Annotated in this window: 29 protein-coding genes and 1 riboswitch; all 29 genes read right to left on the bottom strand. The window is 30.8% G+C overall.

What is annotated here, in order from left to right; translation table 11 throughout:
* Window positions 1-116: 116 nt before the first annotated feature.
* The 29 genes from ACJDTP_RS10360 to ACJDTP_RS10220 all read right to left on the bottom strand — a co-directional run bounded on the left by ACJDTP_RS10360 (window position 117) and on the right by ACJDTP_RS10220 (window position 26,910).
* Complete coding sequence (locus tag ACJDTP_RS10360; RefSeq protein ID WP_271812056.1) at window positions 117-887, bottom strand: flagellar basal-body rod protein FlgG; 771 nt, start codon at window positions 885-887, stop codon at window positions 117-119.
* Between the two features lie 195 nt (window positions 888-1,082).
* The gene (locus ACJDTP_RS10355; RefSeq protein ID WP_271812053.1) at window positions 1,083-1,703 is read right to left on the bottom strand and encodes a hypothetical protein; all 621 of its coding nucleotides are present in this window, start codon (window positions 1,701-1,703) and stop codon (window positions 1,083-1,085) included.
* 394 nt (window positions 1,704-2,097) lie between these two features.
* Window positions 2,098-2,826, bottom strand: coding sequence for a FliA/WhiG family RNA polymerase sigma factor (locus ACJDTP_RS10350; RefSeq protein WP_271812051.1), 729 nt, complete (start codon window positions 2,824-2,826; stop codon window positions 2,098-2,100).
* 125 nt (window positions 2,827-2,951) lie between these two features.
* The gene (locus ACJDTP_RS10345; protein ID WP_270562962.1) at window positions 2,952-3,593 is read right to left on the bottom strand and encodes a flagellar brake protein; all 642 of its coding nucleotides are present in this window, start codon (window positions 3,591-3,593) and stop codon (window positions 2,952-2,954) included.
* Between the two features lie 12 nt (window positions 3,594-3,605).
* Window positions 3,606-4,466 carry a MinD/ParA family protein gene (locus ACJDTP_RS10340; RefSeq protein WP_168980813.1) on the bottom strand — a complete coding sequence of 287 codons (861 nt, stop codon included), beginning with the start codon at window positions 4,464-4,466 and terminating at the stop codon, window positions 3,606-3,608.
* A complete protein-coding gene (gene flhF / locus ACJDTP_RS10335) occupies window positions 4,460-5,806 on the bottom strand; it encodes a flagellar biosynthesis GTPase FlhF (protein WP_406761122.1) in 1,347 nt (448 codons plus the stop codon). The genes ACJDTP_RS10340 and flhF overlap by 7 nt, the downstream gene beginning before the upstream one ends.
* Window positions 5,807-7,873, bottom strand: coding sequence for a flagellar biosynthesis protein FlhA (gene flhA / locus ACJDTP_RS10330; protein ID WP_406761121.1), 2,067 nt, complete (start codon window positions 7,871-7,873; stop codon window positions 5,807-5,809).
* Window positions 7,874-7,933: 60 nt separating this feature from the next.
* The gene (locus tag ACJDTP_RS10325; RefSeq protein WP_406761120.1) at window positions 7,934-9,775 is read right to left on the bottom strand and encodes a fused FliR family export protein/FlhB family type III secretion system protein; all 1,842 of its coding nucleotides are present in this window, start codon (window positions 9,773-9,775) and stop codon (window positions 7,934-7,936) included.
* Between the two features lie 13 nt (window positions 9,776-9,788).
* On the bottom strand, window positions 9,789-10,058 hold the full coding sequence (locus ACJDTP_RS10320) for a flagellar biosynthetic protein FliQ (protein ID WP_012060412.1): 270 nt from the start codon (window positions 10,056-10,058) through the stop codon (window positions 9,789-9,791).
* An 11-nt stretch (window positions 10,059-10,069) separates the two neighbouring features.
* Window positions 10,070-10,849 carry a flagellar type III secretion system pore protein FliP gene (fliP, locus tag ACJDTP_RS10315; protein ID WP_017211341.1) on the bottom strand — a complete coding sequence of 260 codons (780 nt, stop codon included), beginning with the start codon at window positions 10,847-10,849 and terminating at the stop codon, window positions 10,070-10,072.
* On the bottom strand, window positions 10,839-11,237 hold the full coding sequence (locus ACJDTP_RS10310; RefSeq protein WP_023973274.1) for a FliO/MopB family protein: 399 nt from the start codon (window positions 11,235-11,237) through the stop codon (window positions 10,839-10,841). The genes fliP and ACJDTP_RS10310 overlap by 11 nt, the downstream gene beginning before the upstream one ends.
* 9 nt (window positions 11,238-11,246) lie before the next feature.
* Complete coding sequence (locus tag ACJDTP_RS10305; protein ID WP_017211339.1) at window positions 11,247-11,738, bottom strand: flagellar basal body-associated FliL family protein; 492 nt, start codon at window positions 11,736-11,738, stop codon at window positions 11,247-11,249.
* 80 nt (window positions 11,739-11,818) lie between these two features.
* A complete protein-coding gene (locus tag ACJDTP_RS10300; RefSeq protein WP_017211338.1) occupies window positions 11,819-12,010 on the bottom strand; it encodes a flagellar FlbD family protein in 192 nt (63 codons plus the stop codon).
* A gap of 247 nt (window positions 12,011-12,257) precedes the next feature.
* Complete coding sequence (locus ACJDTP_RS10295; protein ID WP_406761119.1) at window positions 12,258-13,349, bottom strand: flagellar hook-basal body complex protein; 1,092 nt, start codon at window positions 13,347-13,349, stop codon at window positions 12,258-12,260.
* Between the two features lie 159 nt (window positions 13,350-13,508).
* On the bottom strand, window positions 13,509-13,907 hold the full coding sequence (locus ACJDTP_RS10290) for a flagellar biosynthesis protein (protein ID WP_023973277.1): 399 nt from the start codon (window positions 13,905-13,907) through the stop codon (window positions 13,509-13,511).
* A complete protein-coding gene (locus ACJDTP_RS10285) occupies window positions 13,908-14,918 on the bottom strand; it encodes a flagellar hook capping FlgD N-terminal domain-containing protein (RefSeq protein ID WP_406761118.1) in 1,011 nt (336 codons plus the stop codon). It abuts the gene before it with no gap.
* Window positions 14,919-14,929: 11 nt separating this feature from the next.
* On the bottom strand, window positions 14,930-16,276 hold the full coding sequence (locus ACJDTP_RS10280; RefSeq protein WP_406761117.1) for a flagellar hook-length control protein FliK: 1,347 nt from the start codon (window positions 16,274-16,276) through the stop codon (window positions 14,930-14,932).
* Between the two features lie 94 nt (window positions 16,277-16,370).
* Window positions 16,371-16,808 (bottom strand): flagellar export protein FliJ, encoded by a 438-nt coding sequence (gene fliJ, locus ACJDTP_RS10275; protein WP_406761116.1) that lies wholly within the window; start codon window positions 16,806-16,808, stop codon window positions 16,371-16,373.
* Between the two features lie 274 nt (window positions 16,809-17,082).
* On the bottom strand, window positions 17,083-18,399 hold the full coding sequence (fliI, locus tag ACJDTP_RS10270; RefSeq protein WP_406761115.1) for a flagellar protein export ATPase FliI: 1,317 nt from the start codon (window positions 18,397-18,399) through the stop codon (window positions 17,083-17,085).
* A gap of 142 nt (window positions 18,400-18,541) precedes the next feature.
* Entirely contained in the window at window positions 18,542-19,327 is a 786-nt protein-coding gene (locus ACJDTP_RS10265; protein ID WP_406761114.1) for a FliH/SctL family protein, read from the bottom strand.
* Window positions 19,311-20,327, bottom strand: a complete 1,017-nt coding sequence (gene fliG / locus ACJDTP_RS10260; protein ID WP_077309146.1) for a flagellar motor switch protein FliG — start codon at window positions 20,325-20,327, stop codon at window positions 19,311-19,313. Before fliG ends, ACJDTP_RS10265 begins: the two co-directional genes overlap by 17 nt.
* Before the next feature lie 5 nt (window positions 20,328-20,332).
* Complete coding sequence (fliF, locus tag ACJDTP_RS10255) at window positions 20,333-21,901, bottom strand: flagellar basal-body MS-ring/collar protein FliF (protein ID WP_406761113.1); 1,569 nt, start codon at window positions 21,899-21,901, stop codon at window positions 20,333-20,335.
* Between the two features lie 21 nt (window positions 21,902-21,922).
* Window positions 21,923-22,240, bottom strand: a complete 318-nt coding sequence (gene fliE, locus ACJDTP_RS10250; protein ID WP_406761112.1) for a flagellar hook-basal body complex protein FliE — start codon at window positions 22,238-22,240, stop codon at window positions 21,923-21,925.
* Window positions 22,241-22,251: 11 nt separating this feature from the next.
* Window positions 22,252-22,659: a flagellar basal body rod protein FlgC gene (gene flgC / locus ACJDTP_RS10245; RefSeq protein WP_023973285.1), complete on the bottom strand. Its 408-nt coding sequence runs from the start codon at window positions 22,657-22,659 to the stop codon at window positions 22,252-22,254.
* Between the two features lie 82 nt (window positions 22,660-22,741).
* On the bottom strand, window positions 22,742-23,146 hold the full coding sequence (flgB, locus tag ACJDTP_RS10240; RefSeq protein ID WP_406761111.1) for a flagellar basal body rod protein FlgB: 405 nt from the start codon (window positions 23,144-23,146) through the stop codon (window positions 22,742-22,744).
* A gap of 685 nt (window positions 23,147-23,831) precedes the next feature.
* Window positions 23,832-23,921, bottom strand: a riboswitch (cyclic di-GMP riboswitch).
* Between the two features lie 453 nt (window positions 23,922-24,374).
* A complete protein-coding gene (locus ACJDTP_RS10235; RefSeq protein WP_406761110.1) occupies window positions 24,375-24,632 on the bottom strand; it encodes a hypothetical protein in 258 nt (85 codons plus the stop codon).
* Entirely contained in the window at window positions 24,619-24,804 is a 186-nt protein-coding gene (locus ACJDTP_RS10230; protein WP_406761109.1) for a YjfB family protein, read from the bottom strand. Before ACJDTP_RS10230 ends, ACJDTP_RS10235 begins: the two co-directional genes overlap by 14 nt.
* Before the next feature lie 60 nt (window positions 24,805-24,864).
* On the bottom strand, window positions 24,865-25,701 hold the full coding sequence (locus ACJDTP_RS10225; protein WP_271811994.1) for a flagellin: 837 nt from the start codon (window positions 25,699-25,701) through the stop codon (window positions 24,865-24,867).
* Window positions 25,702-26,391: 690 nt separating this feature from the next.
* On the bottom strand, window positions 26,392-26,910 hold the full coding sequence (locus ACJDTP_RS10220; RefSeq protein WP_406761108.1) for a KdsC family phosphatase: 519 nt from the start codon (window positions 26,908-26,910) through the stop codon (window positions 26,392-26,394).
* Window positions 26,911-26,977: the final 67 nt, after the last annotated feature.

Raw genomic sequence — 26,977 nt, 5'->3', positions numbered from 1 at the left:
CAATAGAGCTACATTTTAAATGATCGAATCTACTCAATATGAAAGAATCTATCATCTTCTCATGAAAAATTTCAGGCTAATTTTAACTCTATTATTTTAGTTTATATAATATCTTACTATACTCGACCTAATTCACTTGCAGCTTTTTGTACTGTTTCATCCTGCATTTTTACAAACTTTTGGTTTGTTTCAAATTGTCTTTTTATTTCCATAAGTTTTACTAGTTCTGTTGACGGATCAACATTTGAGCTTTCAAGAAAGTTCTGTCTTACATTTACTTTTGCATTATAAATAGGGTTATCCATAGTACTATAGTTATCACCAATTGGTTCCAAATTATTATAGTTTTGAAAGTCTGCTGTTAACAACTTGTCTACGGCTCCAACTCCATCGATATTAATATTATTGTCACCGTCTATTGAAAACTTTGAATCACCAACATATATTGGTTCTCTAGCACCTGTAGAATTGTTTATTCCTAATACTTGTGATCCATCATTAGTTATTAAATATCCTTGATCATTAATTTTAAAATTTCCGTCTCTTGTATAAACTTCTTGATTTCCATTTTGAGCTACAAAAAATCCTCTACCATCTATAGCAAAATCCGTCATACTATCTGTTGATTTAAATGCACCTTGTGTAAAAACTGTTTCAACATCATTAACTTTTACACCCATATTTAAATTTCCAATATCATTTTTAACATACTTGTCTCCTACAAGCTTTTGTCTATTAGATATCATCACATCTTCAAAGCTACTTTTCGTAAGCTCACGTTTTTTATATCCTGTATTATTAACATTAGCTATATTATTAGTTACTACTTCCTGATCATTTTGAAGCGCTATTAACCCTGAAACAGAAGTATAGAATCCTCTTATCACTTTAATTGTCCCCTTTCAAAATAGATTTACGTTCACTTTCATAAATCATACCTAAAGCTCTAGCCTTTTCCTCTATCTGGCTATCCGAAAGACTAGCAGTATATTTATATCCAAACATAAATATAACTCCTAAAACCAATCCTATCCCTATACCCAATAAGATCTTCCTATCCATGAGAAATATAAATTTATTTTTTATTTTTTGAATAAGCCTTTTACTAATAATACTTCCCCCTTACTCACAGATAATTCGCGACATATTTCATCTTCTGTTAATCCTGCATTTAAAAGTCTTTTTATGCTCTGAGTCTTGTTACTATCCGCACTTTCTGAAAAATTGATTTCAGATATCACTCCAATTTCTTCGTCTATATCAGTATCTGTTAAAGATTCAGTATATTCCTCATCTAGATCCATTATACTATCATCCACAATGTACAGCCTTTTAGATTTTTTATGATCTTCTGTATCTTCGCTATAATTTATACTGTCATCTATATCATATTTATCTAGAAAATCTTCAATTTCTAGATCTTCTTTATTTTCGTATCTTTCTTCACCATTCTTAAGCTCTTTTAAATCACTTTTTATTTTCATAATCTCTTCCTGTAATTCAGTTAGACTTTCTGCAATATCTCTTCTTAAAAGTCCTATTTCCATTTTATAATCATTTAATTCATCTTTACTATCTTGTAACACACTTTGAAATGATATATTTAATGCATCATTTTCTTTATTTATGTTATTTTCTCTCTTGATAGCACGATAATTATAAACTATTAAACTGAATCCTATTATCAGTAATATTAATGGCATAAAACACCTCTGTTCAATGCACAATGCTTAATGCTCAATTTACATTTCACAATGCACAATTATTTGTTAAATTCACACTGCTCAGTTCACAATGCATAGTTATTTATTGAATGCACAATACACATTTATTCATTTACAGTTTTCAGTCCACAATTTATTATGTCACACTTCATGTTACATTTTCACACTTCGAAAATATATTTTACTTTTTAATCACATAACAAAAATTAATACTCTAAATCAGAAGTATAATTCCAACTTTTTATATTCCAGTGCTTAAATTTTTAACGATTATCTACAATTCACAATCTATTTTAACCTAATCAACACATATATCTCTGCACAATCTTAATTATGCAATTTAAATTGTGCACTGTGAATTGTGAATTATGTATTAATCAATATAATGCAATTTTCTCATGCATTCTCTCAAGCTACTAATAGCTCTACTATGTAATTGGCAAACTCTAGATTCAGAAACGCTTAATACCGTTCCTATCTCTTTTAAAGTTAATCCCTCATAATAATAAAGATTTAATACTATTCTATCTTTTTCTTTAAGGAGATCGATTGCCTTTGTTAAAATCTCTAGTTGCTCCTTATCTTGCAAGTAAGCATCAGGACTTGGACTATTTTTGTCTTCTATAATTCCAATAAGGTTTACATCTTCATCATCTGAAAAAATCACATTTTCCAGTGATACCATTGAAATATAATTTATGTAATTTTCAATTTCTCCTACTTCACTTATAGATATCCCAAGATATTTTGCAATCTCATCATTTGTAGGTTCCCTTAATAGTTCTAGCTGCAATGTGTCTATCGCTTTATTGTATCTATTTAGTTTGTCCATTGCCCCTTTAGATATAGGTCTATTTTTCCTCAGCTCATCTATCATAGCACCTTTTATTCTTATAGACGCATATGATGAAAATTTCATTCCTTTCGTATTGTCAAACTTATTTAATGCATCCATAAGTCCAACCATACCATAACTAACTAAGTCCTCATATTCCATATATTTGTTCTTTCCAAACATAACCCTCGAGGCAATATACTTTACTAACGGGATATATTCTTGTACTATCTGCTCTTTTCCATCAACGTCTTTTAATGCGTGCATATCCTTATTACCTCCCCATAAACTCACTTCTCAATGTATATTCGCAAATTCTTTCAAATTTTACTTTTAAGCCATTAGAACAAAACTGGCCTTTTCTTTAGGTACAGATTTTTTAATTCACTAATTTACGCATTAGCTCTTTGCTTTCTCATTATTTCGAAAAGCTCTTGGATTATTTTTTCACTTTGAGCTGGAGTAATATCAATAAATCTTAGACCACACAATTTTTCTTTATCTGGAGTATTTTCAATTCTTACAATATCACACTTAATTTCGACTTCAATTTTGCTTAACTTTAAGCTAACCAAGATTAAATCTTCTTTAGTAATTTCTTCATTTATTTTGAATTTCAATCCGCCAGCACTTAAATCAACCATTAATCCATCTTTATAAGGTATCTTAGGAATATCTTCCTCATCGATCCCAGTAATTTTTTTATATTGAACTGGATTCAATAACCCAACTCTGAAAAAATTCCTTCTTTGTATTTTTACAATATTAAATGGTGTTGAAATTTTATAATATATTATGCTTCCTTCTTTACCTCTTGAAATTACTTCGCATGAAAAATTAAAGCATCCATTTTCACTTAAGTAAGTATTCATTTCGATCTTTTCACCTGAATGAAGCATTAAATAATCACCGTCACAAACGGGAACATTCATTTTTAAAAAGTCATCCTCTACATCCATTATTAGAGCTTTATATGCTTTTTCTCCTATTATTACTTCTACTCTATCATTAACTTTCAAGTTAAAATTAAGCACCTTAGAATCCTCCTATGAAAATATATTAAATAATCTCTTAAACATTCCTTTTGCTCCGTATGATGAATCCACTTCTTGTCCTAAAAGTTTCGAAGCTATTTTTTCTACATCTTTAGATGCATCACAATTAGGATATAATATAACAAAAGGTTTTTGCTGCCTAACACTTTGTACTAATTTTTTGTCTTCTAGTATGCATCCCAAATATTCAACATCCATCTTTAAAAATTTAGTAACTGCTCTATTGAATTTATTGTAAGTTTCTTCGCCTTCTTCTTTAGTAAAGGCTTTATTTACAATTATTTTTGCCTTAGTCTTAAGATTATAGTGATCTGTCGCTTTAATTAAACTATATCCATCTGTTAAAGACGTAGGCTCAGGAGTAGTTACAATAATTAACTCTTCTGAAGCTGCTATAAAAGATAAGACATCTTTATTAACTCCAGCCCCTGTGTCCATTAATATATAATCATACTCATCTAATGTCTCGAGTTTCTCTATAAATAATTTTTTTTGATCTTCTTCTAATTCTTGAGCTTTGCTTAAAGCAGACCCTGCTGGAATTAAATCAACTCCATTGGTTCCTGTTATAATTATATCTTTTATTTCCAATCCAGTAAATATAATATCAAATATATTGTGCTTGGGATATAATCCCATCAATACATCATCATTTCCCATGCCTAAATCAGCATCAAAAATCAAAACTTTCTTTCCTTTATTTTGAAGTAATATTGCTAGGTTCACAACAAAATTACTTTTTCCAACTCCGCCTTTTCCAGACGTTACTGTTATAATTTTTGTAGTTGTCTTATTTATTTCTTGTTCTTCATTGTTAATCAATTTTCGTAATGATTCAGCCTGATCTAGCATAGAATCTCCTCCCCTAGGATAAAATTAGCAATTTCTTCCTTTGTAGGCACCATTATATCATCTGGAACATTTTGCCCTATAGTTACAAAACTAACTGGTTTGTTAGCAATTTTAGCAATATTATATAAAGAACCATACACAGTAGTCTCATCAAGTTTAGTAATAATGATATTATCATACTCAAGTCCTGAATAACCTGTAAGTATAGATTTTATATCACTATTTTTAGTAGTTGCACTTATTACCATGTTTACATGATCAGGATTTGCTTTTTGAACAAATGCTCTAAGCTCTGAAATTTGCATAGCGTTTTTACTACTTCTTCCTGTTGTATCTATAAGAACAACATCACAATTATTCATTGCTTCAATAGCATCTTCCATTTCCTTCATTGTAATTACAACTTTAAATGGTATATTCATTATTTCTGCATATGTTTTAAGTTGCTCAATAGCTCCAATTCTATATGTATCTACTGTAATTAAGCCAACTCTCTTTTTTTCGATAAGTGCAAGTCTTCCAGCAAGCTTTGCTATTGTAGTTGTTTTACCTACACCAGTTGGCCCTACTAATACTACACGTCCACTCAAGCTCTTAGTGGATACTAAGATATCTCTCTCAAAAACTTCTCTCAAAGCTTCTACTTCATTTAAAGTCTCGCCAGAATTCATATTATCTATTGACTCTATAACTCCATCTTGCAATTCTTCATCAATATCCAAACTTTTTAGTCTTTCTTTCATAAAGTTTGCTGATACATCTTCGTTAGAAGTATTTTTTATAACTTTGCTTAAAAGACTCTTTAATTCATTAACTTCTTTATGTATTGATTCTATATTTGCATCATTATTTATAACCTTATCTATATAATCTATGTCATTTTTTTCTTTAATGCTATTTTCCATTTTTATAGAACTACTTTTAATTTCCTGTTTATTTATAGTTTCTTCGTATCTGTTATTACTAGATGCTTCCTTTTCAAGATTAGCATTATGTTCTAATATCTTATCTCTTATGGTATCCGCATTAGGAATTTCTCTTAACTCTTTTGAAACTGATACCTCATCCTGCATTAACTTTTTAATACTTTCTAACGAATTTTGAAACTCTTCATCCCTTTTATTGTACTTACTGCTATACTTATTAGAACTACTATTGTCATCACTTTGTGAATTTTCAATGGCTGCTGTAACCTCTATTACTTTCTTAGAAAATAAGCCTTTAAATCCTGGTTTTCTAACTTTTCTCTGACTTATTATAATAGCATCTTTTCCTAGTTCATATCTAATCCGAGTCAAACCTTCGTTCATATTTGCTACGAGATATTTTTTTATAATCATCTATATTCTTACGACTCCTTCACTATTAATTTGAACATCATTAGGTACTTCATTTAAAGAAATTACCATAATGTGAGGAAATACCATTTCAATTAGCTTTCTAAATACAGGTCTTATATTTGGTGATACAAGTATAAGAGCCTGATTGTTGTAAAAATAAACTGATTCTACAGTATTCTTAATTCCTGTAAGTATTTTTGTAGTTGTATCTGGATCTACTGTTGGGAATGATCCTTGTACTGATTTTTGAGTATTATTAGCTATTATTTCTTCTATACTTGGATCCAAAGTTACTACCGTAATTGTTCTATTTTCATCAACCACTTGATTACAAATCGTTCTAGCTAATGAGAATCTAACATATTCTGTTAGAACCTCTAAATCTCTAGTATTTTTAGCGTTATCTGCTAAAGATTCCATTATTGTAACAATATCCTTAATTGGAACTTTTTCTCTAAGTAAATTTTGTAGTACTTTTTGAAGTTCTCCGATACTTAGTAGATCTGGAATAAGTTCTTCAACAACTGCGCTATATTTTTCTTTCGCATTATCAACAATAAGTTTAACCTCTTGTCTTCCAAGCAATTCATATGAATGGCTCTTTATAGTTTCAGTCAAGTGAGTTACCATTACCGTTGTTGGATCAACCACAGTTAATCCCTTAATTTCAGCCTCTTCCCTTTGATCTTTATTTATCCATACTGCTGGAAGCCCAAAAGTCGGCTCAATTGTTTTTATACCTGGCATGTCTGAATTTTCTCCTGTTGGATCCATACAAAGAAGCATACTTGGCATTAATTCTGAAGAAACAACCATAGTTCCTCTGATTTTTACTATGTACTCATTTGTCTTTAATTGAAGATTATCTCTAATTCTTATAGGTTGAACAACAATACCCATTTCTATAGCACATTGTCTTCTAACAGATGCAATTCTTTGAAGTAAATCTCCACCAGATGCCTCATCTGCAAGTGGTATAAGTCCATATCCAATTTCAACCTCCATTGGCTCTACTGAAATTAAATTCATAACATTTTCTGGCTCTTTACGCTCTGCTTGGATAATTTCTTCTTCTTCCGATACAAATTCTTGTATCTCTTTGGCAGCTGCATCTTTATAAAGTAAATATGTTAATACGCCCATTGCCAAAGATGCTGCAAAAAATGGAATTTTAGGCATACTAGGTATAATACCTAGAAATAACATAATCGCACTTGCAATTCCTGTAGCCACCGGAAAAGCTGTCAATTGAGTAGATAATGTATTTCCTAAGTTTTCTTCACTTCCCGAACGTGTTACCAAAATACCTGACGCCGTAGATACTAATAGCGCTGGAACCTGGCTCACAAGACCGTCTCCAACAGATAAAATGGTATATGTTTGAGCGGCAGTCGCAGCCGTCATATTTTTTTGAAGCACTCCAATGATAATTCCACCTATTATATTTATAATAGTAATTACAATACCAGCTATTGCATCACCTTTAACGAACTTAGACGCACCATCCATAGCCCCATAAAAATCAGCTTCTGATTGCAAGTCTTTTCTTTTCTTTTTTGCCATAGCTTCATCTATTATTCCAGAGTTTAAATCAGCATCAATACTCATTTGCTTACCTGGCATTGCATCAAGTGTAAATCTTGCAGATACTTCTGCAACTCTTCCTGCACCGTTAGTAATAACCATAAATTGAATTACTACTATAATCAAAAATATTATAATACCAACTACATAATTACCACGTATAACAAAGTTTCCAAATGCTGTTATAATAGTTCCTGCATCTGCTTCTGTAAGTATTAGTCTTGTTGATGAGATGTTAAGTGCCAATCTAAATAATGTTGTAACCAGCAATAATGTAGGGAAGACTGAAAGCTGCAATACATTAGTTGTGAACATTGTAATTAAAATTATGATTATTGAAATTGTTATATTTAAAGCTAAAAGTAAATCTATTACCTGTTTAGGTAAAGGTATTATTATCATAAGAACTATCGCTATAACACCAAATGCAATTAATACATCTAGATTATCTTTTACCTTTAATTTTCTATTGCCAAACTCCAAAGATCAAACCTCCCTTTTTTGTCAATGCACAATTCACAGTTTTTATTGTGCATTTAAATTTTATTTCTTCTTAAGTTTCATTACTACTACTAAAATTTCTGCAACAGCTTGATATAAATCTTGCGGTATATCGTCATCTATTTCTACCCTATCGTACATCAGCCTTGCAAGAGGCTTATTTTCGATAACCGGCACTTCATTTTCTTTAGCAATACTTTTTATTTTAAATGCCACATAATCAGCACCCTTCGCTACAACTTTAGGTGCCTCCATATCTTTTCCTTCTTCATATTTTATAGCAATTGCTAAGTGAGTAGGATTTGTTATTACAACTGTAGCATCTGCAACAGATTGCATCATTCTTTTCATTCCTAATTCCCTTTGCCTTTGCTTAATTTTCCCTTTTAGCTTAGGATCTCCTTCAGATTGTTTGTATTCATCTTTAATTTCCTGCTTAGTCATTCTCATTTCTTTATTATGCATTCTAACTTGTAAAAAGTAATCAATAGCTGCAATAATCACCAGCACAATGCATATCTGCTTAAAAATTCCTACGACTAAATTTTTAACTTCGTCGCTTAGGGAAGGTAGATATAAATTTGAAATTCCCAATATACTTTGGTAATTTCCTGATATGTATTTATAACAAATAATTGATATTATAGTTATTATAATTAAATTTTTAGATAAGTCTACCATACTTCTTTTTGATATCATGTTCTTCAAACCATTTAAAGGATTTAACTTTCCAAATGATGGTTTTAATGGTTCAGCAGTTATTATAAAACCTGTTTGCAGCAAGCTTGCAATAATTCCTCCAACCATTATAGGTAATGCAAAAGGTAATAAATAACTTCCTATCTTTATAACAGTAGTAATTGCTAAATTAGAAATAGTTGCATTATCAAAATCTTTTATCATGGGAAAATTCAAAAAATAGATCAAAACATCTTTAAATCCACTTGTTAACATCCCCCATAAAGATGATATTAATAACGTACAAATAACCATTGTAATTGCTACAGATACATCCTTACTTCTTGCTATTTGTCCTTTATTTCTAGATTCTGACTTTTTCTTAGGTGTTGCTTCTTCAGTCTTATCATCACCAGCAAAAATTAGAACTAAAGGTACCGCAGGTATCAAATTAACTATTTCCCGGAAAATATTTGGTAGATTGTATATAGCTGTTCCAATTAACTTCAACATTAATGGAAGCAATATGATATATGTAATAAGTCCTAATAAATTTTTTATAGGCATTCCAAAAATCATGATTGGAATTGTTGGTACTGTTCTAGAAATCAATCCCAAACACACGTCAGTTATAACAATTATTAAAACTATTGGTATTGCTATTTTCACACCTAAAGCGAAATAGTCAAAAATAGTCTTCATAACCCCCATTAAGGTTTCTTGATAGACTATAGTTTTACCAATAGGTACTATCTTTGTGCTTTCTACCAGCATATTTATAACAACATGATGTCCATCAACTATAAAAAAGAAAGCTAATGAAACAAAATATGATAAATTTCCAAGTAAAGTCGATGTAGTCTGAGTTGTTGGATCTAGCACTGATACCATTGAGAAACCTGCATGAATATCCATCCATTCTCCCGCAAGCTTTACCACTTGGAAAATTAAATTAGTTATATATCCTAATATTAAGCCAGACATTATCTCACTTATAGCATAAAACACCAGCATGTAGCCACTATTTAAAGCACTCAATGTAGAATGATCTATCCCTGCTACAATTCCAAATGATAATATAAGTGAAAATACTCCTTGCATAATTTGTGGTGTTCCAGCTGGGAAAAATATTTGAACAGATATAAAATATGAGGTTATCCTCAAAAAAATTAGAAACAATGCAAGAAAGTAGGATACATCCACCATACAGTCCTACCCCCTATGTAATAACTTTTGAAATCAAATCAAAAATCCTATTTGTGAAAGACATAATTGTTTCAAGCATCCAGCTCCCCAAAAATATTCCAACAATTGCTGCTGCTATTAATTTAGGAACAAAAGTTAATGTCTGCTCTTGTATTTGAGTTGTAGCTTGTATAATACTTATTGCTAACCCCAATACTAGAACTACTATTAATATAGGGGCTGATACTTTCGCCGCTGTTATTATTGTATCCTTAACTACAGCATTAAGCATTGTCTGCGTCATCTTATTTCACCTCACATAAAACTCTGTATCAAAGATTTCACCAGTAAATACCATCCATCTACCATTACAAATAATATCAATTTAAAAGGTAATGATACCATTGTAGGAGGTAGCATGAACATACCCATAGACATTAGAACACTAGATACTACCATGTCTATAACTAAAAACGGTAAATATATTAAAAATCCTATTTGAAATGCTGTCTTTAATTCACTTATCGCAAATGCTGGGATTAATGTTGTAAATGAAACATTCTCTTTTGTTAAATTCTCTTTATCTACTCCACCTATTTCAACAAATAACTCTAAATCCTTTTCCCTCGTTTGTTTGAGCATAAATGATTTTAGAGGTTTAGATGCCTCTTCAAAAGCTTGGTCTTGAGTTATTTTATTCTCCAAATATGGCTGTATTGCTTTAGTATTTACCTCATTATAAACAGGATTCATAATAAACAAAGTTAAAAATATAGCAAGTCCTGTCAATATTTGATTTGGAACAGCTTGTTGTACTCCCATTGCACTCTTAAGAAATGAAAACACTACCACTATTCTGGTAAAAGATGTCATCATTATCACTATTGATGGCAATAATGCTAGGATCGTAAAAAATATTAATATTTTAATACTCGATACATAATCCTGCGGTGTGCTATTTCCGTCTCCAAAAGATACATTTAGTTGCGGCACGCTTGTACTACTTGGAGCCGCATATGCACTTATAGTGCAAAACATCATAATTCCAAGAGCCATCATGAAGGTAAATGCAATTCTCTTTTTATTATTTTTCATGCTTCTCTTCCTTTGATTTTATATTCTTTGTAATCTTAGAAAAGTTCTTTTTCGATTTTAATACTAAATTAGTATAATATTCTGCCATTTCCTGCGATGCTTTCTTTTTATCTTCTTCAATATTATCAATTTCTTCTCTTGATAACTCTGATAATTTTTCCATATGCCCTGCAGTACTAGTCATTATATATCCTTTTTCTCCGATTTTAACTATTAATATAGAATTATCTTTTGTTACTTGCACTCTTTCAATAACCTTAATATATTTATTATTATTAATAACATTAAATTTTGAATTTGCTAACTTAAAACTTAAAAATATTAATCCTAAAGTAACTCCCAAGGCCAAAATAAGCTGTACAATCATTCCTAAAAATCCAAAATTCATATCTCTTACCTACTGAATTATCATACTTTTAAATCTAACATCAGTAATCTTGCCTTTTGTTAAATCCTTATTAATAGAATCAATTAATTGTCTTTTTATAGCATCCCTATTCGCTACATTATTTAAATAATCAGCCTTTTGGCTCTTAAAGAAAAATATAATATCATCTCTTACAACCACTTGATTAGCTGTCAATTCTTCCTTTAGTTTAGTCTTAGTCTTATCATAGCCTAAAGCAAGTTCTCCCTTAAAAAATCTTTTACCACCTTCATCACCTAAATTTACTGTAAATTCAGCTAAATCCATATACTCATTTTCAACAACAACTTCTTGAGCATCTACTGTATTTTTAGTTTTCATAAATAAATACACTCCACCGAAAGCTGCTGATCCTAATACTAATAATCCTAAAATAAATAAAACTATCATAAGACCTTTGCCACTTTTACCTGACTTTTCACCTTTTTCTTTTTCCTTGTCCTTACCTTTTCCTAAAGCCACTATTACCACTCCTTACCACTTGCAACAATTAAAGTATTAACCTTTTTATTATTAGCTTTATTTTAATAAACTCCCTATAATTATATTTTATAAGTAAAAATTTTGTTTTTGTATTTTATAACTGCCTGTCTAACTTCTTCTACGCTTTCAAGTACTATATATTTTCTTCCATTGGTTAATGTAATTATTGTTTCAGGCACTTCTTCTATTTTTTCTATATGATCTGCATTTAATATGAAGTGCTCATGGTTCATCCCAGTTACATCTATCATAAAATTCTCCCCCTTTAATAATAAACTGTACAGTTCACAATACACACTTAATTATTATTATATTCACTATATTATTTAAAGTATATAGGTTTTTTATAATACAATAACTTACCAATTGTGCATTGTGAATTGTGCACTATAGAAAAATATTACTTATTAAATAAAATCCCCTGCTAGTATTTAGTTGCAAGCTGGGCTTTCACCCAACCTGCTTTAATATAATATTAACTATCTTTTATTATCTAGGTTATCTCATAAGCCCAGTAATTGTTTGTAGAATTTCATCTCCTGTAGTTACCATCTTTGATGCAGCTTGGAAACTTCTAGTTGCTGTGATCATATCTGTAAATTGTTCTGTTAAATCTACATTTGAACCTTCAAGGGCTCCTTGAATTAATGAACCGAAACCACCTTGATTCCCTGTTGCAGTAGTTGTTGAAGATGATGTACTAGTATCTATCTTTCCTGTTTTATAAACTATAGGCCCTGAGTTAGAGGAATTTATGCACATATTGCCACCAAGCTCAGTCAATCCTTCTGGATTTTTAAAACTTGCCATAGCAATTTGACCGATTGCAGCTCTCTTACCATCTCCTAATACAGCTGTAATAATACCATCTTTTCCGATTTCAAATTTCTTAACAGGCTGTGTTACAGCACCTGATGCACCTGGAGTTCCTGAAATAGTGACACTATCTGGTATTACTAAAGGTCTCATTGTATTATCAGATACTTTTAAATCTTTAGAATCTGCATTTACATAGTTAGCACCTATAACATTATTTGTTGAATCATAAGCTAAACTTTTAGCACTAGCAGTTCCACCATCATTTGTAGCGCTAGTTAAATAATATCCCATAATTCTATGCCCATCAGATGTTAATAAATTTCCTTGATAATCCAATGTAAGATTTCCATCCCTTGTAAACAAAGTTTCTGAAATTTGTCCAGTGGCATCAGAGGCTGCCGCATTTGGTGCACCTGTAGCTTGATCAGCACCAATTCCAGAATTCAAATCGCCTTTAGATACTACTAGGTATCCATCACCATCAATACATACATCAAGGCTTCTACCTGTTGATAATGCATTACCTTGTCCCATAACTTTGTTAATACTTGAAAGTTGTGCTCCTAACCCTATCTGCTTAGCATTTGTACCTCCAAGTACTGAAGTAGGTGCTGTTGCCTCAGAAGAATTTTGATAAAGCATATCCTTAAATCTTGCACTTGAGGATTTAAAAGCTGTTGTTCCTACGTTTGCTATATTATTACCTATAACATCCAATTTAGTTTGGTTAACCTTCATTCCGCTTATCCCAGAATACATACATCTTAACATAAACATACCTCCCAATCTTTTTTCAATTTATATAACTTGCTTCTGTCGATCCACAAGTTCAGGCTTCCGTAACCAATTCACAATTATCAATTCCTAATTCACAATGATTGTGCATTGTGAATTGTGCATTGTGAATTATGCATTGTCTAAAGGTCCAGCCTATAAAATTACTACGCTATCTACGTTCGTAAATATATTATCTTTCGCTCTATCCTTTTCTACAGCTGTTATTAGAGTCTTGTTTTCAACACTAGCAATTAATGCAATATCTTTATATAACATAACTGTATTTTTAGAATTTTTATCCTGAGCTATTTTAAAACCCTTTTGTATTTGTTCCATATCTTCTTTAGTAAAATTAATCTCATTTAATCTTGAAGCAGCATGCTTTGATACAGTAAAACTCTGATCTCTATTTTTAACACCATCTAGTACATCCTGAAATTTTGCTTCCTTCTGTTTGCTATTAGGACTATCACCTATAGCCTTTTGAGAATTTGCAAATTGCCCAATATTCCCTACAGAATAAGCTTGTCCATTAATAATTCTATAACTCATTTATACACCTGCTATTTTAGCTAGAATTGCATTTTCTGCATCTGTCGAATCATTAGTTGCACTTGAAATTGTATTTATTGTTCCATTTAAAGATGCATTCGTAGTATCACCTGCTGTTCCTGTATTAGTATTTGTAGCACTATTTGCTGTTTTACTATTTGTATTAGTATCTGTAGAACTAGAATCAGAAGTTGTTCCGCTGCCACTAGAATTACTGTTACTTGAACTGTTTGTACCTGTTTCACTTGTACTTCCATTAGCAGTATTGTTATTTAAATTCACTTTCATATCATCATCTGCCAGATCTCCAGCTCTTACTATATCTCCATAATCGTAGGTCTTATTTTCTCCTGTTGGCTTACCGTTATCATCCAAAACATCAACTTTTATCTTTACAGTAGCACCACTGACAGTATCAATATAAGCACCAGTAATCTTTCCTTTTATTAAAACAGTCTTCTTTTTATCATCTAAAGTTGCAATCACAACTTTTTCTTGTTTATCTGCTAAAGCTGAGGCGGCTAAGAAATCAGAATTAAGAGCAGTTCTACTATTTGCGTTAGTATTAGAATCAGTTGCTTGCACAGTACCAATTATATTTTCAACTGCAACTTTTTCTTCTTTTCCATTAACTAACATGCTCAAATATGTTCCACCAGATTCTTTTAATACCTGAGTCACATAGCCTTCCACATAGTTACCACTATCATCTTTTTCATTAGTTATTACTGTTCTACCAACCATTTGCTGGTATGATGAATCTGACATAGTATTATTTAAATTCTGCATTTGCTCCATTGATGCAAATTGAGCCATTTGACTCACATATGCACTCGAGTCTTGATTTTGGGTTGGATCTAAATTACTTAATTGAGCAGATAATATCTTTAAAAATGAATTTTTATCCATAGTATTATCAGTTTTCTTTAAGATCTTGGTTCCATTATCAGTTGTCCCTGAACTCGCAACATTCACTGTTGAATCATTTAATGGGCTTACTGTAGTACTCATGCTTCTACCTCCTATGCAAAAAATTCTATATTGCTATCATTAGCTTCAATATTTTCCACTAAATCTTCTTCGCTAGATGCTAAACTATTTGCTGCATTACTATTTCTAGTATTATTTCTTCTTTGATCCTCTGAAAGCTGTCCACCAAAACTTTGTTCGCTAAAAAATGTAGTATCATCTTGATAAAGCTCAATATTTACATCTGATATTTTTAAGTTTTGCTCTCCAAGCTGCTTTTTAATATCTGATAAGTTTTGTGAAATTAAAGCACTTGTTTCTTTTGAATTAGCTTTTAGATTCGCCTTTATTAAGCCATCCTCTTGAACAAGCTTTATAGTTATCTCCCCTAAATTCCCCGGGTTAACTTTTACAGTTAATTCCTTAAGTGAATTAGTGTTCATAAACTTAACATCTTTTATTAAATCATCAACAAAAGTAGCTTTATTAATTGTAAGTCCTCTAGCATTATTTACACCTTGATTCTGTATTACTGAAGTTCTAGATGCAAACAAGTTAATTTTATTTAATGAATCATCCTTATTATCATCAACTAAAGAATTTAAGAACTTTTCCTCTTTTGAAGCTGTCGGAGTATTATTTTTTGATGCTGAAGAATTATCATTTTCACTATTGTCTTGAGAATAATTTTTACTTAACATATCTTCAAGTGTTAAAACTTTATTACCTGCATTCTGCTTATTTTCTAACAGATCGGATATTTCAGACATTATTCCTTTTAAACTACTTTTAGTAGATTCTGTAGCATTTTCTTTGATATTACCATTCAAATTTCCTAAAAGTTTTTCCATTAAGTTTAGAGAATTAGAATCTAGATTACTCTTTGCGGAATCATTTTTTAGTAATTCCATTATCTTTTCCATAATACCATTTAACCCACTATTAGATAGTGTGTTGTTAGTTCCATCAACCCCAACTTTAGAATTAATTGCTCCATTTGCACTTATGCTATCCTGTTTTATTCCCAATTTAGCTAGTAGGCTTAACAATTCTGATAATATGTCCTTCAGTTTATCCTTAGATGCTGTCTTACTTTCCTTTTCTAATTCCTCAAGCTTTTCATTTAGTTCTTTTGTATCCTTATCAGTATTTTTAACTCCAGTTGAATTTTGTTTTTGATTTGCAGAAGATACATATCCATTATCTTCATGAGCCTTATAATCACTTTTTGATTTTAATACATTTTTAAAATCATCTTTCCTAGAAGTGTATGAATTATTCAGCGTCTTAGTAACTTCTGAAGCAGATTTGCTTGCAAAATTTGTACTAGAAGTAAATGACTTTACCATACTATCTAAGCTGTTTGACGAACTATTTGAATCTTTTGTAGCTGTAACCATTATTTTCACCTCCTTTCAAGCAATTTAATTCTATTTAGATGAAATTCAATTAAGATCAACTCCATTTCTACCTCTAAATCATAGATTAATATCTTTAATTTTTCTGATTTCTCACATATGCATAAAGAGCTAACTCATCAATATTGATTTGTTCTATTCTATCCTGCTCTTTTACATATTCAGAATACTTCTTTTCCTTTAAGGTCTGAACAGTCTTTCTTTCCATCTGTTTAGCCGTTAAATCTTTTCTTCTACTTTCAATCTCCTGATTTTTTACTATTAAATCTTTCTCTGTAGATTTTATTCCACTTTGAACACCCTGTATGTAGTATCTTTTTAATTTCTGATACACAACATCCTCATTTGGAGATATACCGTTATATTTTTGATAATTTGCCTTAAGTTCTTCTAACTTTTCTTCAATCTTCTTTTTTTCTCTCTGACTTTCAGTAAATAATCTCTTACTTTCTTCCTCTTTTTCCATTCTCATTTCAAGGAGCTTTTCTAAGCCAAACTTAAATCTCTCAGCCAAAATAACTCACCTTCTTTTTATAATTTACAATTTACAGTGCTAAATCCACAATGCACAATTTAAAATTCACAGTTCTAAATGCACATCGCAATGCACAATTCACAGTTTATCTTTGAGCATTCAGTCATTATTACTTCAAATACAAATTGCCACTTTCCACTTGTAACTTTCAACTTAGCATTCATCAATTGTAACTTGGCACTTTAATCTTGTATCTCTCAAGTTTCCACTCATCACTTGTGACTTTCAGTTTGCAACTTGTAACTGCGCCTGACTATTTAAACATTGATATTAAAGAATTTTGTGTACCTTCAAAAGAAGTCTTTTCATCAATTCCCTGACATAGAAAATCATTTAATGCCTCATTATAGTTAATTGCCATATCTATCTTTTTATTGCTTCCTTTAACATAAGCCCCTATATTTATTAAATCCTCAGAATCCTTATAAGTTGCTAAAAGATCTCTTGCCATAGATGCAGCTTCTTTATGTTCTTTTGGCGCTATTGTATTCATAAGTCTGCTTACACTATTTAAAATATCAATGGCTGGATAATGATTTTTATGTGCTAAAGATCTTGATAACACTATATGACCATCTAATATTCCTCTAACAGCATCTGCTATAGGCTCATTAAAATCGTCTCCATCAACAAGCACTGTATAGAAGGCAGTTATTGAACCATCTATAGATGTTCCAGATCTCTCCATTAGTTTAGGTAATTTAGCGAATACTGAAGGCGTATATCCTTTGGTAGCTGGTGGCTCCCCTATTGCAAGTCCAACTTCTCTTTGTGCCATTGCAAATCTAGTAACTGAATCCATCATAAGAATTACTTTTTTACCCTTATCTCTGAAGTATTCAGCAATAGCAGTAGCCGTTAATGCTCCTTTTAGTCTTATTAAGGCTGGCTTATCTGATGTAGCACACACCACAACAGATTTTTTCATACCTTCTGGTCCTAGATCCTTTTCTATAAATTCTAGAACTTCTCTGCCTCTTTCACCTATTAGTGAAATAACATTAACATCAGCTTTTGCCTCTCTTGCTATCATTCCTAGTGTAGTACTTTTACCAACTCCACTACCTGCAAAGATACCAATTCTCTGTCCATCGCCACAAGTTAAGAAACCATCTATTGCTCTTACTCCAGTAGGCATTATTTCCTTTATTCTTTTTCTCTTTAATGGGTCTGGCGCATCATTTTCTAGTGGATACTCTTCTCCATCCATAGATATACTGTCGCAGTCTAAAGGATTCCCAAGTCCATCTATAATATGACCAAGTAGCTTATCTGAACATTTTACACTCAACGGCTTACGTTGTGGTACAACTCTACATCCAGGTGAAATTCCTATTAGTTCATCAAGCGGCATCAGAATTACAAACTCATCTCTAAAGCCAACAACTTCACAATTTACAGGAACATTTTTCTCATTATATATTATGCAAAGTTCACCAACAAAAGCCTTAATCCCTTGTACTTCAATAGTAAGTCCTATTACTTTCTTAACAACACCTTCACTATATATTGTTGAAGCATCACTTGCTTTTTTAATAAGTTTATCAAAATCCAAGTCTAAATCCAGCATTTAGAACTACTCCTTTACAGTTCCCAATGCACAGTGCACAATGCACAATTAGTGATAAAACCCTAAAAGGATTCTTTTAATTTTCAAGTCTTATAAAACTTGTTCCTCAATTGTGAATCGTGAATTGTGAATCGTGAATTATTTATCCTAATATTGCTTTTCGTATTTGTTCCATTCCAATATCCACGCCTACTTTTACTATACCACTGTTTTTTTCTAAAACTGCATTTCCAGGTTCCATAAAATCATCTGCAAGTACAAAGATTTCATTTTTTATATTATATGATACCTTCCATCTTTCCACCTGCGATTTTAATTCTTCAACATGTGTTGAATTCACCTTTAAAATAACATTTTCTTCTCCTTTTGAGATTTTAAAAGCTTCTTCAATAATATTATTCATCGCTTCATTGGTACTTAGTGTTTTCTTTGTAATATTTTCCGCAATTTCTAGTGCCAACTTTACTATTTCATTTTTCTTAATTTCTAGATATTTCTCGTAATTTTCATGAGCAGATTTTAGCATCAATTCCGCTTTATTAACAATATCTGCCGCCTCTGCCCTTGCATTTTCAATTGTTTCATCATAAGCTTTCTTATAACCATCATCGTATCCATTTTCTAATCCTTGAGCATATCCTTTTTCATATGCTTTTTTCTCTGAAGCATTGGCATCCATTTGTGCTCTTAAAACAATAATCTGCTTTTCATTTTTAGCATCCTGTATTATCCTTTGACCAATATCTTCATACCTTTTTAGAAGTTCTTCTGGATCAATCTGTGGAGCTTTTACTACAATTTCTTCTTCCTCTTTTTCCTCTTCTATTTCTTCAGATGCTGCCTTTTTACTAACATACTCTGTTGAAATGACTTTACTTGTTCCTGACTTTGCAAAGTCCTTTTTTATTAATCTATACGATGATTGCATCTTCTCCACCTCTTGCAATGATGATTTCATTAGCATCATCTAACCTTCTAATAACAGAAACAATCTTTTGTTGTGCTTTTTCAACATCCATAAGCCTTACTGGTCCTAAGAATTCCATATCTTCCTTTAATGAAGCAGCTGCTCTCTTAGATTGATTCCTGTATATAGCATTTGCAACTTCATCAGAACATCCTTTAAGTGCAAGTGCAAGATCTCCAACTTCCACTTCTCGAAGGATTCTTTGAATTGATACATCATCAAGAGAAATAATATCTTCAAATACAAACATTGAACTCTTAACTTTATCTGCAAGTTCTGCATCTTCTCTTTCTAAACCTTCTGTAATATTCTTTTCTGTTGTTCTATCAACTGCATTTAAAATACTAACTAAAGTTTCTACACCACCTAAAGTTGTCATTTCAGTTCTTACTACTGAAGATAACTTGCTCTCAAGTACAGCTTCAATTTCTTTAATTACCATTGGTGACGTATTGCTCATAGTTGCTATTCTATAAGCAACTTCACTTTGCGTCTCTTCTGGTAGCTCTGCCATAACTTGTGCTGCTTTATCTGGCTGCAAGTAGCATAAAATTAAAGCTATAGTTTGAGGCTGCTCTGATATAATCACATTTAATAATTGATGAGAATCTGCCTTTCTTGCAATTGAAAAAGGTCTATATTGAGCTGTAGCCTCTGATACTTTATCTAGTATTTCACTTGCTCTTTGAGTTCCTAATGCTTTTGATAATAATGTTTTAGCATAATCCATGCCGCCTTCAATTATATAATCTCTGGCTTTATTCATTTGATAAAATTCATTTAATATTTCTTCCCTTTGTTCTGGGGTAACAGACGTAATATTAGCGATTTCATAAGTTATTTTTTGAATATCCGCCTCTGGTAGCTTTTTCAATATCCCAGATGAGGCTTCAGGTCCAAGAGTTATGAATAATATTGCTGCCTTATGCACCCCTGTCAATTGATTTGGTTCTTTTGACATAGCCATCACCTCTCATTTTCAGTCAACCATGACTTGATTATTTCTACTACTTGTTCTGGTTTTTCTGTAGCATATTTCTTTATTTCTTCCTCTAAGTGAGATTTTTGAGTCTTAGCCTCAAATTCTATTGGTTCAAAGACATCATCCGGTTCTTTAGGTAATATAGTATCATCAATTAAAGTATTTAATAATTGTTCATTTTCTTCTTTCTTCTTCTTTCTTCTCTTTGTAACGAAGAAAATAATAATACCTAAAAGCAATGCTCCTAAAATTCCTGCAACAATCATCATCTTATTCTTACTAGCTGTAGCTGCCTCTGCATTCATAGCATCAATTTCTGACTTAGCCTGATCTTGAGCCGTTGTGTCAAATGCCATTCCAACCACAGAAACCTTATCTCCTCTAAGTGTATCTAATCCAATTGCATTTCCAACTGCATTTTCTAATGTTTGTTGTGTTGCAGCATCTAAATTTCCATCTACCATGACTGATGCTGTAAGCCTCTTAACTTCACCTGGTGCACTAATAACTTTAGATTCACTTTTACCTACTTCATAATTTGTCTTCTGATCCTCTTTACTTGAAGTTGAAGGATTATTATTTGTAGCTGTAGTTGTGTTACTCATATTATTATCAACAGGACTTTGACTTGTAGTTGTTGATCCTGAATTATTTGTTTCCTTAGAATTTTCTTGACTTACAATTACTTTATTCGGATCTACTACTGTTTGTGTCTTTTGTTTTGAGTCAAAATCTAAATTTACATTAACAGTAGCCTTAACTTTACCTTTACCAACGATTGGCTCCAATAAGCTAACAATTGCCTTTTGCATTCTATCTTCATAGGCTTTTTCGGCATCTTGTTGTTTTGATATTGTTCCAGAGCTTACTGAATTACCTTGATCAGAATTTATATCCTTAGTAAGCAAATTCATGTTATCGTCTATAACATCTATGTTTTCTCTAGGTATGTTTTCAGTTGCCCCAGATACTAATGCTACTATTGATTTAACCTGATCTTCGCCAATAGTTGTCCCTTTTTTTAATTTTAGGTAAACTGCTGCTTTTCCAGGTTCTTTATCCTTTACAAAAACAGAATCCTTAGCCTCAGTTATATGTACTCTTGCTTCTTCTACTTGTGGAAAACTTTTTATTGTCTTTTCCAACTCACCTTGCTGCATTCTAACTTTCTTTATTTTAAATTCTTCATCCGTCATTCCAAAGGAACTTCCACTATCCATTAATTCATAGCCTTTACTTCCAGATGTCAAAGTTGGTGCCAGCTCCAGCCTTAATTTGTCCACTTGATCCTTAGGAACCCAAATCGTATTTGTGTTACTATCTATTTTAGTTTCAACTTTTTTTTCATTTAAACTATTAACGACAGTTTGAGCATCAGCTGCATCAAGATCAGAAAATAGTACTTGATATTTGTTAGAAGATGAGTAAAAAATCCCACTTATAATTGCAATAATAACTGCCACGATTGCTACTATTATAGCAGCTTTTATCTTCTTATTCTTGGATTTAAACTTTTCCAAAAGCCCCTTAACTTTTTCTAAAAGTTTTTTCATTATTAAGCTCTCCTCACCTTACTACAATTGCAACCTCGATAATTGATTATATCCTTCCAATAACTTGTCTCTAGTTTGTGCTAAAAACTGAAGACTTAAACTAGCCTCCTGATTCTTAACCATAACTTCATCAATATTAACATCATCACCTTTAATAAACTTTGTTGCAGTCTCATCAGCCTGTGTCATCTTACCGTTAGTATCATCTACTGCCTTTTTTAAGACATCTCCAAAACTAACTGAGTTATTGCTTTCATTATTGCTCTTATCATTATTGATATCTTTAAATTTATTATTAAATATAATTTCATTTTGTGCAAACTTATCTTCTATTCTCATTTTTCATCCCCCTACTTACCAATTTCTAAAGCTTTTGAAAACATGCTCTTTAAAGCATTAAAAGTATCAACATTTGCCTCGTAAGATCTAGTTGCTACCATCATATCTGCCATTTCATTTAATACATTAACATTTGGCATTGTAACGTATCCATTGCTATCTGCATCTGGATGCGTTGGATCATATACCTTTCTTAAAGGTGATGGATCATTTTCAATTTTAACTGCTTTAACCCCTGCCATATCCTTATTGGCATCAAGAGCCTCTTGAAACACAGCTACTTTTCTTACATATGGACCCTTACCATCTGCACTTCTTGTTGTGCTTGCATTAGCCATATTGGAAGTTATAGTATCCATTCTTAATCTTTCTGCCGAAAGACCTGTTGCACTTATTTGCATAGAAGTAAATGCATTCATTTATAATCCTCCTTTATCTAATCAATAATTCCAAATTTCCTAGCTTGTCTAAATATACTTCCTAATTATGTATTATTTATCACTATTTAATAACGGTTTTTAAATTATTAAATTTATTATTTATGTCAGTTATTAACGCATTATATTTAAGAGTATTTGCCGCTTGATTTACCTTCTCTATATCTAAATCAACATTATTTCCATCACTTCTCATACTAGTACTCCTATCCTGTTCAATTGATATATTATCACCGCTATTTGAATCACTACTTGAAAAGTGACGTGGATTAGTGCGTTTTAGCTCCAATTTTGAGAAATCTCCCTGATTCTTTAAATTTTCCTCGAATACTACATTAAATCTCTTATAATCCTTCGTATTGACATTTGCCATATTATTAGCAATTGTTTTAGCTCTAACATTTGATGCTTTAATTCCTTGTTTAATCAATTCATAAGTAGCATCTGAACTAATAGATTGTATTGCCATAAATTCACATCCTTACATTTCGCCTTCTACTTGCATAAATATCTAAAACTTTCAGTACAAATATTTTATTTTACACATTATAAGGAATATGTAAAATAAAATGCTTTTTCCCTCACAATTTTTGCCTAAGTAAAATATTACAATTTATTTTGACCAATTAATAATTTAATTATAGAATAACTATGCAATTTTATCTATATTTTTTTGAAAAATGTTTTCCAATTTATTTACTAATTCCGATTTTTTTGGTTTTATTGTAATATTGTCCCACATAATAAATCTTCTAAAATAAATTAAATGTCATTTTTAGACTTTCTGCCGTATTTATCCGTACTGTGACCTACCATATATCTAAAAAATAAAAGGTGTCTATAAATTATAGGCACCAAAAATATTTAAAGCAAAATAAATATAAACTTTATTAATATGTTGCAAAAATAATTCTTGCAATATTTTTAGAATTATCATGAAGAATTATTTTTGCAACATATATATAATTATCTTATGCCTCCTCTTGTAATACTCGCATGCTAACAAATAATAAAACAAATCAAGTAAAATGAAAGGTCTTACTTTAAACTAGTTTTTATTAATATTCGAGATAACATTAACGCGACATTAGATAAGCTCAATTAGTCTTCAATATATTTTTTTATGAAGCTAAGAACTAAGTTTCACTTTATATTTTGGCAACCTGACAATCGTAGAAAATAAAATTCCCCTTAGACTCATGGCTTTGCGGCCTTATTTTTCAATAAGTGTGCTAGTATCAATATAATTTATCCTTTTAAATTATAAAGTATTTTTGTCTATTTCACCACAATTATTTTTAATTTTCGATAAAATCATCTAATAAATTATGAATTTCATTTTAATTTGTTCAATAATTTTCGATAATCGAATTTTGTATAAATATAAATCTAATATTTATGAAAAATATCTTAAAATTAATATTTTATTAATATCTATAAGTGAATTATAGCCATATTTCGTGTACTTAGCATTTTATTATTATGATTCCTCTAATTTGTTTGATATTCAATGGATATACGGTATTGTACATATATTCTACATCCTCCATTTTTCCCTTAAACCCACAAATTTAATCTACTACTTTATCTTCTCCCTAAATAAATGCAGATCTATTTGAAATATTTCTTTATAAAGCAAAATAAGCATCAGCAACTATTACATTTTAGTCACTAATACTTATTCAAATAATTTTTATTTATAAATCTTTTTCACTTTCAACATTCAGAGCTCTAATTTGCATTGCTAGATTATTTAGTTTAATATTCATCTCTCCTAACTCTTCTTTAGTAAAATTATTATTCTTAGCCATTTCTGCTACTTCTCTCATTTCTAACAACTTGTCTTCAATAATATTAAGCATTTTTTGTCTATAATTTATCCATTGCAACTCTTGTTTTAATTCTTCTTCGCTTAATTCTTTGCTTTCATATTCGGACATATTAAACTCTTGCATCTATGTAATTTCCTCGACTAGGATCTACTGCTGCATTTTTCATCATTTCAGTCATTTGCGATGCATTTTCTTTTCCTGCATCCATTGCAATCTTCATAACAGCTATTCCTGCTGACTCAGCCACTCTTGATTGAGTCATTGACATTGATAATTGTGCTATACCCATTTCCATAAAAACGCCTCCAATATTTTAATCACTACAGTGCTAACTGGTCACTAGCTAAATATTTTCTTACTTAACATTACCCAAAATATTCAATACATCCTTTGGGAAATTATTACTTTGTGCCATTAATCCAATAGAAGAATTAACTAATAATTGGCTTTTTGAATATTTCATCATTTCTTCTGCAATATCTGCATCACCAATTCTACTTTGAGTCGTCTGAATACATATATCTTTATTTCCTAAATAATCAGCTGTTCCCTCTAATCTGTTCTGTATCGCTCCATATTTACTTCTCATTTTACTTATCATTTGAGTTGCCTTATCAATAGCACCAACAGAAGTTTTTAAATTATTTACCTCCAAATCACTTATTCCTAAATTCTCACAGCTAACATCAAAAAATGGAATTTCAATATTTTCATCATCCATTGATCCTACTGTTGCTTTTATTGTTTTAGTAGAACTTTCATTTAAAGGTGTCGAACTAGCTACAGATAATTTCATGCCATTAAATTCGGTATTATTTGCTAAGTCATTTATATTTTTCTTAATGCTATCAATCTCGTTTTGAATATTTTTTTTGTCTTCATCTGTTAATGCTCCAGATCCTGCACCAACTGATAGTTCTCTCATTCTGCAAAGATTATCATTAATTTCTTGAAGAGCTCCATCAAAAGTTTGAAGCATTGAATTTGCATCTTGAATATTTTTACTTGCAGCATCATTTGTCATTACCTGTATCTTTAACGTTTCATTCTTTCCTATTTTAGCCGGATTATCTTTGGCTGAATTTAGTTTTGTACCATTACTAATGTTATTTGACGCTTTAGATTCATCATTAATTCTATTTTTATATGTTTTATATATACTTAAAGAATACATATTATGAGTAAGTCTCATTTTACAGAACCTCCTTTACTTTATTTCAAATTATACCCGTACATCTATATTGATGCCTTTACATGTATCTATGTCCGTATTACCACTCATCATATCTGACATTTGAGCTATATCCATAAAATCAGATCATTTCTTTTGACAACTCTCTAATCCTTATTATAAAATTAAATTAACAAGTAATTCTACTCTTAATGCTTATATCTAACTATAATTTATTGTCGTAAATACTAGAATTATCTTTAGCAATATGATTTGATTTTTTTCTTGTTATTACCATAAATTTAAATTTCTCAAACTCTATTTCAGCAACAAATTTTTATATAGTCTCTTAAAATAAAAATCAGAACAAAATCTATCTACGAAGTCCCAATGCTCACTCATCGTCTATATTTTTTTCAAGCTCTCTACTTTCTTTATCTTACTCAATATCTAATATTCTCTAAAACTTATATATATGATACAATTAAATTTCTATATTTCGGATTAATTGAGAGATGTTAGCTTACTAAAATTTTAAGTGTAAATTTATTATTATAATATATACCTTACTATGCTTAACTAAGTGTCTCTATCTCTGAAATACTTAATTTGATAGTTACAGGCATCCTAAATTAACCGAATAATTACTAATACCAACGAAATGATATGTCTTAGCTACATAGTTCTAACATGCCTTTATATAATCAATTTTCAAATTTCATTTCTTTGCACTTTCCTCAATTTAAATAAAAATTCAATGAACTCCCTAACAGCTCCTCTTCCTCCATCCATTTTACATACATAATCTACATACTTTTTAATAGTATCTGAAGAATCTTGAGGACAAGCTGTGACTCCACAAATTTTTATACACTCCAAATCATTTATATCATCACCAATATACGCAATATTGTTTAAATCAATAGCATATTTGATTGCAATATTCTTTAGCACCCTCACTTTATTATCAATTCCTTGATAAATTTCATTTACTCCAAGTTCATTAGCCCGAACATCAATTATTTTAGATTTTCTCCCAGTAATTATTGCAGGAATAACCCCTTCTTCTTTAAGCAAAACTGAGATTCCCAACCCATCTTTCACGTTAAATGCTTTCATAATTTCACCATTTTCACTAATGTAAATATCTCCATTAGTCAATGTCCCATCAACATCCATAACTAACATCTTTATATCTATAAATTCATTAACTTTTGATAATTCTTTCATTCTCTCACCATCTCTTAAATTTTTCACAATTTATGTTTACAAGCACTCTTTTATGTAACAAAAAAGA

The organism is Candidatus Clostridium helianthi (assembly GCF_045310795.1).
Lineage (GTDB): Bacteria > Bacillota > Clostridia > Clostridiales > Clostridiaceae > Clostridium > Clostridium helianthi.
The sequence above is the reverse complement of the archived record's forward strand: the minus strand, read 5'-3'. Positions and strand labels throughout refer to the sequence as shown.

Coding starts and splice junctions, on each gene's coding strand:
- ACJDTP_RS10290 (WP_023973277.1), bottom strand. CDS start 13,907: ATGAGTTATAGAATTATTAATGGACAAGCTTATTCTGTAGGGAATATT.
- ACJDTP_RS10355 (WP_271812053.1), bottom strand. CDS start 1,703: ATGCCATTAATATTACTGATAATAGGATTCAGTTTAATAGTTTATAAT.
- fliI (WP_406761115.1), bottom strand. CDS start 18,399: ATGCTGGATTTAGACTTGGATTTTGATAAACTTATTAAAAAAGCAAGT.
- ACJDTP_RS10350 (WP_271812051.1), bottom strand. CDS start 2,826: ATGCACGCATTAAAAGACGTTGATGGAAAAGAGCAGATAGTACAAGAA.
- ACJDTP_RS10265 (WP_406761114.1), bottom strand. CDS start 19,327: ATGCAATCATCGTATAGATTAATAAAAAAGGACTTTGCAAAGTCAGGA.
- ACJDTP_RS10295 (WP_406761119.1), bottom strand. CDS start 13,349: ATGTTAAGATGTATGTATTCTGGGATAAGCGGAATGAAGGTTAACCAA.
- ACJDTP_RS10320 (WP_012060412.1), bottom strand. CDS start 10,058: ATGACGCAGACAATGCTTAATGCTGTAGTTAAGGATACAATAATAACA.
- ACJDTP_RS10325 (WP_406761120.1), bottom strand. CDS start 9,775: ATGGTGGATGTATCCTACTTTCTTGCATTGTTTCTAATTTTTTTGAGG.
- fliE (WP_406761112.1), bottom strand. CDS start 22,240: ATGAGAATAGAAGATAAGTTTGCACAAAATGAAATTATATTTAATAAT.
- ACJDTP_RS10220 (WP_406761108.1), bottom strand. CDS start 26,910: ATGAAAGAATTATCAAAAGTTAATGAATTTATAGATATAAAGATGTTA.
- ACJDTP_RS10280 (WP_406761117.1), bottom strand. CDS start 16,276: ATGGTTACAGCTACAAAAGATTCAAATAGTTCGTCAAACAGCTTAGAT.
- ACJDTP_RS10300 (WP_017211338.1), bottom strand. CDS start 12,010: ATGATAGATGTAACTGGGATGAACCATGAGCACTTCATATTAAATGCA.
- flgB (WP_406761111.1), bottom strand. CDS start 23,146: ATGGCAATACAATCTATTAGTTCAGATGCTACTTATGAATTGATTAAA.
- flgC (WP_023973285.1), bottom strand. CDS start 22,659: ATGAATGCATTTACTTCTATGCAAATAAGTGCAACAGGTCTTTCGGCA.
- fliG (WP_077309146.1), bottom strand. CDS start 20,327: ATGTCAAAAGAACCAAATCAATTGACAGGGGTGCATAAGGCAGCAATA.
- ACJDTP_RS10225 (WP_271811994.1), bottom strand. CDS start 25,701: ATGAGACTTACTCATAATATGTATTCTTTAAGTATATATAAAACATAT.
- ACJDTP_RS10235 (WP_406761110.1), bottom strand. CDS start 24,632: ATGCAAGAGTTTAATATGTCCGAATATGAAAGCAAAGAATTAAGCGAA.
- fliP (WP_017211341.1), bottom strand. CDS start 10,849: ATGAAAAATAATAAAAAGAGAATTGCATTTACCTTCATGATGGCTCTT.
- ACJDTP_RS10230 (WP_406761109.1), bottom strand. CDS start 24,804: ATGGAAATGGGTATAGCACAATTATCAATGTCAATGACTCAATCAAGA.
- ACJDTP_RS10285 (WP_406761118.1), bottom strand. CDS start 14,918: ATGAGTACTACAGTAAGCCCATTAAATGATTCAACAGTGAATGTTGCG.
- ACJDTP_RS10340 (WP_168980813.1), bottom strand. CDS start 4,466: ATGCTAGATCAGGCTGAATCATTACGAAAATTGATTAACAATGAAGAA.
- ACJDTP_RS10310 (WP_023973274.1), bottom strand. CDS start 11,237: ATGAATTTTGGATTTTTAGGAATGATTGTACAGCTTATTTTGGCCTTG.
- flhF (WP_406761122.1), bottom strand. CDS start 5,806: ATGATTATAAAAAAATATCTCGTAGCAAATATGAACGAAGGTTTGACT.
- fliF (WP_406761113.1), bottom strand. CDS start 21,901: ATGAAAAAACTTTTAGAAAAAGTTAAGGGGCTTTTGGAAAAGTTTAAA.